General features: G+C 44.2%; 11 protein-coding genes. 2 read left to right on the forward strand and 9 right to left on the reverse strand.

Translation table 11 applies throughout. The features are described 5' to 3' along the window. Positions 1 to 2: 2 nt before the first annotated feature. The 5 genes from KJ365_RS01645 to cmoA form a co-directional block, all read right to left on the reverse strand. Complete coding sequence (locus tag KJ365_RS01645; RefSeq protein ID WP_214449868.1) at positions 3 to 1,226, reverse strand: glycosyltransferase family protein; 1,224 nt, start codon at positions 1,224 to 1,226, stop codon at positions 3 to 5. Continuing rightward, positions 1,219 to 2,085 carry an HAD-IIB family hydrolase gene (locus tag KJ365_RS01650; protein ID WP_214449869.1) on the reverse strand — a complete coding sequence of 289 codons (867 nt, stop codon included), beginning with the start codon at positions 2,083 to 2,085 and terminating at the stop codon, positions 1,219 to 1,221. Before KJ365_RS01650 ends, KJ365_RS01645 begins: the two co-directional genes overlap by 8 nt. After that, positions 2,082 to 2,951: a kinase gene (locus KJ365_RS01655; protein ID WP_352109291.1), complete on the reverse strand. Its 870-nt coding sequence runs from the start codon at positions 2,949 to 2,951 to the stop codon at positions 2,082 to 2,084. Before KJ365_RS01655 ends, KJ365_RS01650 begins: the two co-directional genes overlap by 4 nt. 143 nt (positions 2,952 to 3,094) lie before the next feature. Then, a complete protein-coding gene (gene cmoB / locus KJ365_RS01660) occupies positions 3,095 to 4,072 on the reverse strand; it encodes a tRNA 5-methoxyuridine(34)/uridine 5-oxyacetic acid(34) synthase CmoB (RefSeq protein ID WP_214449870.1) in 978 nt (325 codons plus the stop codon). Continuing rightward, on the reverse strand, positions 4,072 to 4,818 hold the full coding sequence (gene cmoA, locus KJ365_RS01665) for a carboxy-S-adenosyl-L-methionine synthase CmoA (RefSeq protein WP_214449871.1): 747 nt from the start codon (positions 4,816 to 4,818) through the stop codon (positions 4,072 to 4,074). The genes cmoB and cmoA overlap by 1 nt, the downstream gene beginning before the upstream one ends. Positions 4,819 to 5,024: 206 nt before the next feature. Between cmoA and KJ365_RS01670 the strand changes: the two genes are divergently transcribed. Together KJ365_RS01670 and add are read left to right on the forward strand one after the other, a co-directional pair. Then, positions 5,025 to 5,660 (forward strand): response regulator transcription factor, encoded by a 636-nt coding sequence (locus KJ365_RS01670; RefSeq protein ID WP_214449872.1) that lies wholly within the window; start codon positions 5,025 to 5,027, stop codon positions 5,658 to 5,660. Next, positions 5,660 to 6,655, forward strand: coding sequence for an adenosine deaminase (gene add / locus KJ365_RS01675; RefSeq protein ID WP_214449873.1), 996 nt, complete (start codon positions 5,660 to 5,662; stop codon positions 6,653 to 6,655). Before KJ365_RS01670 ends, add begins: the two co-directional genes overlap by 1 nt. 46 nt (positions 6,656 to 6,701) lie before the next feature. Here add and fadE read toward each other — a convergent pair whose 3' ends face one another. The 4 genes from fadE to purM form a co-directional block, all read right to left on the reverse strand. Further along, positions 6,702 to 9,176 carry an acyl-CoA dehydrogenase FadE gene (gene fadE, locus KJ365_RS01680; protein WP_214449874.1) on the reverse strand — a complete coding sequence of 825 codons (2,475 nt, stop codon included), beginning with the start codon at positions 9,174 to 9,176 and terminating at the stop codon, positions 6,702 to 6,704. Positions 9,177 to 9,308: 132 nt separating this feature from the next. Next, positions 9,309 to 10,016, reverse strand: coding sequence for a DUF3108 domain-containing protein (locus tag KJ365_RS01685; RefSeq protein ID WP_214449875.1), 708 nt, complete (start codon positions 10,014 to 10,016; stop codon positions 9,309 to 9,311). Continuing rightward, positions 10,003 to 10,650 (reverse strand): phosphoribosylglycinamide formyltransferase, encoded by a 648-nt coding sequence (purN, locus tag KJ365_RS01690; RefSeq protein WP_214449876.1) that lies wholly within the window; start codon positions 10,648 to 10,650, stop codon positions 10,003 to 10,005. The genes KJ365_RS01685 and purN overlap by 14 nt, the downstream gene beginning before the upstream one ends. Continuing rightward, positions 10,650 to 11,690, reverse strand: a complete 1,041-nt coding sequence (purM, locus tag KJ365_RS01695) for a phosphoribosylformylglycinamidine cyclo-ligase (protein ID WP_214449877.1) — start codon at positions 11,688 to 11,690, stop codon at positions 10,650 to 10,652. The genes purN and purM overlap by 1 nt, the downstream gene beginning before the upstream one ends. Positions 11,691 to 11,816: the final 126 nt, after the last annotated feature.

The following is an 11,816-nucleotide window of genomic DNA, read 5'->3' on the forward strand; positions in this document are numbered from 1 at the left end:
TTTTATCCCGCAAACTCTTTAAAATCTTCCTCTACCGCGACTCTTAGACTCTCTAAGACGTCTGGCTTGGCACTCACTACTCGATTCCAGCTAGGTATAAAAGGTGTCTCCATAGGATTATCTAAAAAGCTGCTGCCGGCTTTCATAATGTTTTGTGCAAACATTTCTACCGCGCGCTCTTCAGAATCAATATCGAGCTTAAGACCGTTCATAATGGCATCGTTGTGATATGTCTCGATAAAGTCTAGTGCAATACGAAAGTAAGTTGCTTTGATGGTACGAAAGGTTTCGGTATTAAATACCGTGCCTTGGGTTGCTAACTTGCGAAATAGCGCTTTGGTGATATCGATAGACATTTTTGATAGCCCGCCTTGATCACTATTGAGCGACAAATCTTGATGTTTGTGATCATATTTGTGCGCGATATCGGCTTGGCAAAGGCGGTTATGGGAATAGTTACGGTGCATCTCAGACAGTACACCTATTTCAAGACCCCAGTCACTGGGGATGCGGATGTCGTTGAGTACATCGCGTCTAAACGAGAATTCACCGGCCAGTGGATAGCGAAAGCTATCCATAAACTCTAAATAATCATTATGTCCTACGGCATGCTTAAGCGCGCGTAACAATGGCGTTACCAGCAATCTCGAAACACGTCCGTTGATTTTTCCATCTGCGACACGGGCGTAAAACCCTTTACAAAACTCGTAGTTAAACTGTGGGTTGGCAACCGGATAAATTAAGCGTGCAAGCAGTGAACGGTCGTAAGTTAAGATATCACAGTCATGCAATGCGACACTTTCTACTTTGTTAGATGCTAATACATAACCCATGCAGTACCAAACGTTGCGTCCTTTGCCCATTTCCTTCGGTGCTAGACCAAGGGCTTGTAACTCTTCATCTAATGCCTTGAGCCTCGGACCATCGTTCCAAAGCACTCTGTGATGCTGGGGTAGCTTTCCAAAAAACTTCAAAGCATGCTGATATTGCTCTTGATCAGCACGATCGAGACCGATAACCACCTCACTTAAATATGGTACTTGTGCGATATGTTCGATGATGTCTGGAAGTGCCTTACCCTCAAGCTCTGAAAAGAGTGATGGCAGTATCAGCCCCATTGGCCTGCGGCTTGTGAAGGAGACAAGTTCTGATTCTAAATCATCGATGTGTCGTGATTCGAGGTTGTGCAAGGTGGTAATGATGCCATTTTGGTAAAAATCAGCCATGTAGTTCATTTCCTTGAGTGGTCGTTGTGTGTTGGAACGGTATTAACTTATCAATGCTCTCTTGCCATCCGGCAGGACCATAGTGTGTGCTAGTTATAACGGTGTTTTGTGCGCTTAATGTCGGCGGCGCATTTACTGGTGATAAAATTCGTACCCCGATATCTGCCGCTTCAAGCATGGCAATATCATTATTACCATCGCCTAGTGCAATTGTCATGGTTTGTGCCAGTCCAAATTGCGCGGTGTATTCATCCGTAAGGCGTTTTAGGGCATATCCTTTATTTGTATCGCCGCAGATATGCAGAAATCGCCCACCTAAAAGCGGGCATGCGCCTAAAGCGCGAGTACGCTCGATAAACTCATCACGTTGGGCAATCGACCCTTTCCAGAGCAAAGGTTCGCCATAGAGTCGCTGTGAAGCGAGAAGGGCGTCTTGTTCAGATAACCCTGTAGCCTCGGATATTTCGGTCAAACTCATGTCATTAAACCCTTGGAACATCTGACCGAATTGAGGTTTTAACTGCTCAATAACTTCAATCCAATGCGAGCGAGGTGAGGCAAGGCTCAATACGTCAAAATCCCCATCTCTAATAGCACCCTCTGGTTGAGTGGGGAAAGTATGCGTGGGAATGTAAACCGCTGCACCATTTTCAGTGATAAATGGGGTATCTAAGTGCATTGCGTCTCTGAGTTTGAGTACTTCGGCAGCGGTTTTGCTAGTATTTAAAATAACCGGAATATTAGCCTGTTTGAGTCGTTCAAGCGCGCTTTTTGCCGCATCAAAGGCGTAGGAGTGATGGTCTAGCAGTGTGCCATCTAAATCACTATAAATCAGTATAAAAGTATCCTTTGATATCATGAAACTATATTCCGATTTTCATCTAGTTGATATACAACATTACAACTATCACCTAGGGTGTTCAAACCGTGCTCAGTAATTCTCTGATAGTGTTGAATAAAGCGCAATATTTGAGCATCGCTCATGCCAAGGCCGTCTTGAGAGCCTAACTTGCTTAACATCTTATGCTCTTGCTCACATCGCCACTTGTATATGCAATCAAAGCTAGGTGAGCGCAGCATTATCATATAATCGATGTTAGCAAAAATTGATTGGTAGGGCCCCGCGAGTTCGGCATTTACAAAACTGCGCCAGATACAGCGAGCGTCTTGATGTGCCTCAAGCGCATTAACAGGCTTTTTGAGATCTTCGTCGGATTGTGCTGTTACCCCCACGCACCAGCCCTCAAGAATAATAATATCGGTGTTCCCGTCAACGGTTTGGTGGAATACAGGCTCCGCTCGGTCATCAATTGCTTTATCAAATACCGGGATAGTGCAGGGTATATGATTGACTAAATCTGATAAGACCGATGCTAACAGTTCAGTATCATGTGTGCCGGGCACCCCCCGTGTTGCAAGCAAGGGATGCACGTTTTGTGAAAGTAGTAAGCGTTCGTTTTTGGTGAGATAAAAATCATCGAGTGACATCGACACTACGCAAAGATCGCTAATTTGAGGGATTAGCTTCGCTAGCAGCGCACATAAAGTACTCTTACCAGAACCCTGTGCACCATTGATGCCCACAATAATGGGTTTATTTGCACCATCGTGGTGCGCAATAATGCTTTTTGCTAACGGGATAAATCGTTCTTCAGCCTCTTTGATATATGCGTTTGGCAAGGACTCTTGCTCAATAAAATCGTTCAGGAGCTGCGTGATACTCACAAAATACCTCTTGGCACAGTGCTAAAGATGCTAGCGCGCTGCGCCACAAAGCGGCGCAGTAGTAAATTATTATGTGTCGATATAGTTAAGGTCATCGAAGAAGGTATATCACGTTCTGTGCCAAGTACTCAGTTGGCCACAAATTACTTCGTACGTGCTACAAATGTTGCTCGACGAGGCGCGCTATATCCTTCAATTGTTTTCGTTCGGTCGTTGGGATCCAAAAAGTCTATTAATGATTGATTGGTCATCCATTGGGTTGCCCTTTGCTCATCGGTGGTGGTGACATTGTCGTCTACCAGTGATACATCACAAAACCCGACTTTTTCAAGCCACACGATCATCGCCTTAATACTCGGTAAGAAATACACATTTCGCATTTGTGCATATCGTTTAGGAGGCATAAATACGGTGTTCTCATCACCTTCCACTACTAAGGTTTCTAGTAATAATTGGCCATCCTTATTAAGTTGAGCTTTAAGCTGCTTTAAAAATGCCAGTGGGTCAGGGCGGTGGTATAGCACACCCATCGAAAATACCGTATCGAAGGCTTTTGTGTCAGGCATTTGCTCAATGCCTACAGGCAGGTAATGTATATTGGTTTGAGCGCAATAGCGCTTAACGCATTGGAACTGATAAAAGAATAGGGTGGTAGGGTCAATACCGACTACTTGCGTTGCACCGGCTTCATACATGCGAAATAAGTGATACCCGCTGCCACAGCCTACATCTAAGACGCGATGCCCTTGAAGAGAGCTTAAATAAGGCAACACGCGCTGCCACTTCCAATCAGAACGCCACTCTGTATCAATATGTACGCCAAAGAACTCAAAAGGGCCCTTGCGCCACGGCATAAATTGTTGCAATACACTGGTCAAGTGTTTTTGCGCACCCTCAGTTAGCGTTTTATCTCCTTCGACGCAAACCGTATCGCCAATACAGATATTCGTGTTCTCTGGCTTTGGTAAGGCCTGTAACTGCTTGTCCCACTTTGCTGCATCAGCATGCTGAGCCACGCCGTCCCATGATTCAATTAAAGGAAGTAAGGTCGGCAAACTTTTTTGTAGAGGCGTGTTTAAAGCAGATTGATAAAACTGAGCCTTCCAATGGTTGTTCGTCATTATTTTATTGCCACCATCGATGCAAAATTAAGGTTTTGATACCACGTTGAGATTTCGGTAAAGCCCGCTGTACGCATGCGATTTAGATGAGTATCTAGCGTATCTAGTATCATCACGTCTTCAAGCGCTGAGCGCTTTTGGCTAATTTCTAAATCTGAATAACCATTGTCACGTTTAAAATCGTGATGTAGGTCGATAAGTAAATGATTAACGCTCTCGGAGTTTGCTTTAATTTTTTCAGAGATAATACATATACCCCCTGGCTCTAAGGCCCTATATATATCACTTACAATCTTTTGACGATGCTCTTGGGAGATAAATTGAAGGGTAAAGTTAATCACGGCCATATTGCAAGGAAGTAGGCTAATGTTCGTGATGTCGCCCTCTGACACGTTTATCGTTGAACAATGGCGATAAGACGCAATGTGCTGCCGACACCGCTTGACCATCGCCTCAGAGTTATCAATTGCCGATATTCGCAACGCGTTAGGCGCACATTGCTTGGCGATAGATAAACTAACACTCCCTGTGGAGCAGCCTAGGTCGTATACATGCGAATTGTCAGCAAGTGTGTTTTTAGCAATCTTACCAATCCCATCGACTATGGTTTGATAACCTGGCACTGAGCGGTTGATCATATCTGGAAATACGTCCACTACCGCTTGATTGAAGGTAAAAGGGTGCAAATCAGGTCTTGCTTGACTAAATAGCGTATCAGTCTGATTTATGTTGTCTTGTTGACTCATTTTGTATACTTATGTGCAATGTTGGTTTTAATGAACGTGCTTTATTATGGCGTTAATTCGAAGTTAGGACCAGCGTAACGTGAAATGTACTGTATCAGTTGCAGTGAAATTGTGTACTTTTTACTTATTTTCTATGAGTTTATGTATTATTATGACAAGCAGTGAATAGGACTCTCACTGCTTTATGACTCATAGGTGCAAAAAGTATGATTAAAATTTTGATCGCAGATGATCACCCGCTTTACAGAGAAGCATTGCTATATGCGCTTCAAATGCGGCTTGATAAGGTAAAGTTTTTAGAGTCTGATTCCCTCGATTCTGTGCTAACCGCTGCGAAGAAAAATCGTAATTTGAATTTAATCCTACTTGATTTATCCATGCCTGGATGTGATGACTATTTTGGGTTACTGAAAGTGATTGAAACGTGTCCTGACATTCCTATCGCGGTTATTTCAGCATATGACTCTGCCGAAAACATTTCGCAGGTCATGGCATTTGGCGCGAAGGCTTTTATTCCCAAATCCACGTCCACAGATGAGCTCATCGATGTTATTCAGAAGGTGCTCGATGGAGAAACGTGGACGCCTCCGGAAGTAACAGATGCCCTTGAGTCAGTTAATGACAATATTATAGAAATTGCTAAGCAAGTCGCTCAACTAACACCTAAGCAGTTTAACGTACTACGGTTGTTGCGTGAGGGCATGATGAATAAACAAATTGCTGCTCAATTGAATGTGACAGAGGCGACCGTGAAAGCACATATTGGTGCTATCTTAAAGCAGCTTGATGTAAAATCACGCACTCAAATACTGCTTAAAACCGAAAAATTACAACTTAACTAATGGTCTTAAATATACCAGCGAAAGTTGAACTGCATCGTCATCTCGACGGCAATATTCGAGTATCTACCATTCTTGCCTTAGCTAATGAGTTTGACTTGCCTCTGCCAAGTTATGAACTTGAGTCGCTGCAACGTGCTATCTATATTCAAGACAGGACTTCTGATCTGTTAGCATTTTTACAAAAGCTAGACTACGGTGTGTCGGTACTTGTTAGTGCACAAGCGTGTGAGCGAGTCGCATATGAAAATGTTGAAGACCTTGCTCGAGAAAATATTGCTTACGGCGAGCTAAGGTTTTCGCCTTACTATATGGCAATGAAGCATAATTTGCAGCTTGATGAAGTAGTTGCAGCGGTGGTTAGAGGCGTTCTGGCTGCTCAGCAAGACTTTAACGTAAAGGTAAACTTAATTGGAATTTTAAGTCGCACCTTTGGCGTTGAACACTGCCATAAAGAATTAGATGCATTATTAGCGCATCATAAAGATATTGTTGCGCTCGATTTGGCCGGGGATGAGAAAGGGTTTCCCGCGAAGATGTTTCAAGCGCATTTTGACAAAGCAAAGGCGCTGACTAAATGGCGATATACCATTCATGCTGGCGAAGCAGATGGCGCTCAAAGTGTTTGGGACGCGATCCACTACTTACATGCCGATAGAATCGGACATGGCGTGCGAGCAATAGAAGATAAGGGCTTGTTAGATTACGTGGCGGCAAACAAGATTGGTATAGAAAGCTGCTTAACCTCTAATTATCAAACAGGCACTTGGATTGATACACCGTCTCATCCCATGCTTACTTTTTTAGAGCGTGGAATCGAAGTGTCCCTGCATACCGATGATCCAGGTGTATCGAACATTACGCTAGATGATGAGTTTGCACTGGCCAAGCGTGTCTTAGGTATTAGCGATGAGCAATCTCTACAGTTAAAGATAAATGCGATTAACCAAGCATTTATTTCTGAGAATCACAAAGCGTCTCTTTTACACCAACCATAAAAAAACCGGACATCGTCCGGTTTTTTATTGATAGTTAGCTAGCCTGTTACGCTGCTTTTTTAGGAGCTCGCTTTTTAGCGGCTGGCTTTTTCACTTTCTTACTGGTGGCTGCGAGTAACTCTTGCGGATCAAAATCATCAACATTAATGGTCCGTAGTCTACCCGCCTCAGTTTCACGCATAAGCTTAGCGTCATCTTCACTAATGATATTCGCCGCTAGCGCCTTGTCGGCAAGCAAGTCTAACTGGGTCATCGGCAGTTTCTCACTAAGGGCTTTGCAGATTTTATCGAAAATAGGCTCTACCTTGATCATATTTTCAAGGGTCTGCTCTAAATCACCAAATAAGCTGCCTTCAACTCGTTCTAGATATTGTCCATCACCAAGACGAGAGCGTGCACTACAAGGGTTTTGTAGAATGTGTGCAATCTTGTGCTCTAACTTGTCTGAAGGCTTATCAAAACGTATGCCAAAGGGTTGAACCAATGCGCGCAATACCCAACCTACCGGTTTAACTGGGAAGTTACGAATAAAGTCGTCTATCGCAACGTCGATTTGATGCAAGCTATCTTGCATTGCCCAATGCACAAAAGGTAAGTCTTCTTGTAGGCGACCTTGCTCATCGTAGCGCTTGAGTACCGCACTGCCTAAATATAGGTGACTTAACACATCACCAAGACGAGCGGACAGGCGTTCACGACGCTTCAAAGAACCACCGAGCACACCCATGCTGATATCGGTCAGTAAGGCTAGGTTTGAAGAATAGCCCTGCAACGCGCGATAGTATCTATTGGTGCTGTCGTTAAACGGCGTGCTGCTAGCAAGGTTACCACTAATGGTGAACCACAATGAGCGTATGGTATTACTCATCGCAAACCCTATGTGACCCCAAACCGCTTTATCAAACGCTTCTAATTGCTCTTGTTTGTCTTCAATTTGTGCCGCATAAATCTCATCTAATACATATGGGTGACAGCGCATCGCGCCTTGGCCAAATATCATCATATTACGCGTTAAGATGTTGGCACCTTCCACCGTAATAGAAATAGGCGTACCTTGATATGCACGTCCTAGGTAGTTATTGGGCCCCAAACAAATGCCCTTACCACCGTGGATGTCCATTGAATCATTTACGGCCGTGCGCATTTTCTCAGTGAGGTGATATTTACATATCGCTGATATGACAGATGGCTTTTGGCCTAAATCGACACCTGCAGTTGAGAAAGACGTGACCGCGTCCATCAAATATGCGTTTCCGCCAATACGTCCTAGCATTTCCTCTACGCCTTCCATTTGCCCGATAGGTAAACGGAACTGACGGCGGATACGAGCGTAGGCACCGGTTGCTAATGCTAATTGCTTTGCTCCACCTGCAGCCGAAGAGGGTAAGGTAATGCAGCGACCAACCGATAAACACTCCATCAGCATACGCCAGCCTTTGCCTGCCATCTTTTCGCCGCCAATGATGTAGCTAAGTGGCACAAACATATCTTCACCTTGCAACGGTCCGTTATGAAACGGCACATTGAGCGGGAAATGACGACGGCCTATTTTGAGCCCTTCAGTGTCTCTTGGAATAAGGGCACAAGTGATACCTAAATCTTCTTGATCGCCTAACAGTCCATCTGGATCATATAGTTTGAACGCTAATCCGACAACGGTTGCCACAGGTGCTAATGTGATATAACGCTTGTTGAATGTCAGTGACATTCCAAGCACCTCTTCACCATTGAACATGCCTTTTTTGACGATGCCTTGATCTGGGATCGCGCCGGCATCCGAACCCGCTTCTGGGCTGGTGAGTGCGAAGCAGGGGATCTCATCACCCACCGCTAGACGAGGTAGGTAGTAGTCTTGTTGCTCAGCGGTACCATAATGTTGCAATAGCTCACCCGGACCTAATGAATTCGGCACGCCTACTGTGCTTGATAAGACGGCATTCACGCCCGCGAGCTTTTGAAGTACTCTTGACTGTGCGTAAGCAGAAAAGGCTAAACCACCGTATTTTTTCTCGATGATCATCGCAAAGAACTTATGCTTTTTCAGGTAAGCCCACACTTCGTCAGGCAAATCTGCGTCAACGTGATTTACCTGCCAGTCATCGACCATGGTGCACACTTCATTGCACGGGCCGTCCAAAAAGGCTTGTTCCTCAGCCGTTAAACGCGGCTGAGCTATTGCATGCAGCTTTTGCCATTCAGGTTTGCCGCTAAACAAGTCTCCGTCCCACCACACGGTGCCCGCGTCAATCGCTTCTTGTTCAGTTTGCGACATCTCTGGAGACACACTCTTATAGAAAGCGAGAAGTTTGGTACTTAAAATATCTTTGCGAATAGGCTCATAAGATAGGGGAACCGCCACCAGCGCGAAGAGCAACCAGCTAAAGAACCCAATGGGGCCAGCGATTGTTCCAACGAGTAATGTAGCACCAACGATGCCTAGGCTTGTTTGTAGGGCATAGCGTTTGTAACTTACAAAGCCAATGGCCGCTAGAACAATAAGGAACCAAATAAAATCGGACATAAAATCTCCAAAGGTCAGACCAGATACTTAAAGGTATAATTTATGGCGTGAAATATCAAGTTTTCATAAAAAAAGAGGACATACATCCTCTTTACATTTAAACCGAAGTATCTTCACATTACTTAAGAATACTCACTCGCGTATATACTCGATCAGCTTTATTTCACCTTGTTCCTTGCCGTCTTTAAATTGTTGCAGGCGTACCAGTGAATAATCTAAATCAGGTGAGAACCACGCGTATGTGACGCGGCGATTAGATTCTCGATCAATTTTCACCTTTATCGCATCAAGATCACCGTATGGAAGTGAGACATTTTCATTCTCCATAACTGAAAACGCATAGCTACGTTTTTCGCCACGGGTATTGATGAAATCATAAGAGAACGCTTCTACGCCTTCGGCAAGTCGCTTTGATAAATCGACTCGAAAAAGCTGGTTGTCTAGCTCATTTTGCCATTCATATTGTGGGAAATCGTCTATCAATATCTGGTCAGTTTGTTGGTCAAATTGTACGTTAATGCGTTTGTTAGAGCCAAAGCCTTCGCGGCGGTATTCATAAGTAATGGGGACGAGCTTGTTGTCTTCTACTTTAAATATACTGGTTTCATAGCGTCTATCAGATAGAAAAAACTTAGAAACGGATGAATGATAATCGAGTTGAAAGCGTTGGTCTTCGATCCTCTTAAGGGCTAAAGATGCTTTGCCAACATCTTTGCCCTTGTAATACGCTACATAACTTGAGCTAAACGGGACTAAATCAGCGCTATAAGCAGTAAAACTCTTACTTCCAAGAAGTAAAAGCAAGACTAATGCGCCTGTTATGAATCTATATTTCGTCATATACCATACCATTGGATTGCAGCATCTTATTATCGAAGTAAACTGCGCCGTTAATCCACTGAAGCCTATCTTCACAAAACCACCTTACCACCTCTGGATAGATTTTCCATTCGGTTTTTGCGACCCGTTCAGCCAATTCATTCGGCGTGTCTGCTTCCCTTATTTTTATTTGCGATTTTAGGACAACAGGACCACCATCAAGTTCAGATGTTACAAAGTGAACACTCGCCCCATGGTTGGTATCGCCACTTTCAATGGCTCTTTGATGTGTGTTCAGGCCAGGATATTTGGGGAGGAGTGACGGATGAATGTTGAGCATCTTACCTTCAAATTGTGCAACGAAGTCAGTAGTCAGAATCCGCATAAAGCCAGCGAGCACAATCAGATCCGGCTGTAACTTGGTGATACAAGACGCTAATGCATTATCAAACAGGTGTCGCTCAGCATACTTTGTGTGGTCTATGCATTGTGTGGCAATGTTACTTTGCTCAGCGCGCACCAACGCATATGCATTGGGGCGATTTGATATTAGCGCCACAACCTCACCATTGATGTAGTCGTTGCGACACTGGTCAATGATGGCTTGTGCATTTGAGCCATTTCCTGAGACTAAAATGACAATTCTTTTTTTCATTAGTTGTTGATAATGACAGAGCGTTGCTCGGTATTCTCGCTTACCTCACCGATAACCCAGGCTTTTTCACCTAGTTTATTGAGTGTATCTACACAGTCGTTAGCCACATCAGCATCTACCACTAACATAAGGCCAACGCCGCAGTTGAAGGTTCGATACATTTCGTCGGTTTCAACATTACCTTTTTCTTGAAGGTAGGAAAATATTGCTGGCCACTGCCAAGTCGTTGCATCTATGGTTGCAGTTAAATGATCAGGCAATACGCGAGGGATGTTTTCCCAAAAACCGCCGCCGGTAATGTGTGATATAGCGTTAACTTTATGCGTTTCGAGTAATTTTAAAACAGACTTGACGTAAATGCGGGTAGGCTCAAGCAGCAACGATTGTACGGTTTTACCTGCAAGCTCTGCTTGTAAGTCGATTTGCGCGACTTCGATGATTTTTCGAATAAGTGAATAACCATTTGAGTGTGGACCCGATGATGCAAGGGCAATAATTTTATTGCCAGCAGCAACGTTAGTCCCATCAATCACTTCCTGGGCTTCAACTACTCCGACGCAAAATCCGGCAACATCGTAATCTTCCCCGTGATACATCCCCGGCATTTCTGCCGTTTCACCACCGATGAGTGCGCAACCCGCAAGCTCACATCCAGCGCCAATGCCGCTTATTACGTCGGCAGCGGTGTCAACATCAAGTTTGCCTGTTGCGTAGTAATCTAAGAAAAACAAGGGTTCAGCGCCTTGTACAATTAAGTCGTTTACACACATTGCGACCAAATCAATACCAATGCCGGTATGCATGCCGCTATCCATCGCTAAACGTAATTTTGTACCAACACCGTCGGTACCTGACACTAATAATGGTTGTTTGTATTTTGTGGGAATAGAACAAAGCGCACCAAAACCGCCTAATCCACCTTTAACTTCCTTTCTAGTCGTGCGTTTGCTGACTGATTTGATTCTGTCGACTAGACGATTACCCGCATCAATGTCTACGCCGGCATCTTTATAACTTAAAGGGGTTTGCTTATCTGCCACGAGGGCTCCTTGCTGGTCAGGTTTTTGAAGCTGTGAATGTTACCAGTTACTGCAAAATTTTTGTATTAAAAACTTATCGAAATTAGAGATGCAAAAATTTTATAAATATCAGACAATAGCGAGCGT

It is taken from the genome of Glaciecola sp. XM2 (assembly GCF_018595715.1).
In the GTDB taxonomy this organism is placed as follows: Bacteria; Pseudomonadota; Gammaproteobacteria; order Enterobacterales; family Alteromonadaceae; genus Glaciecola.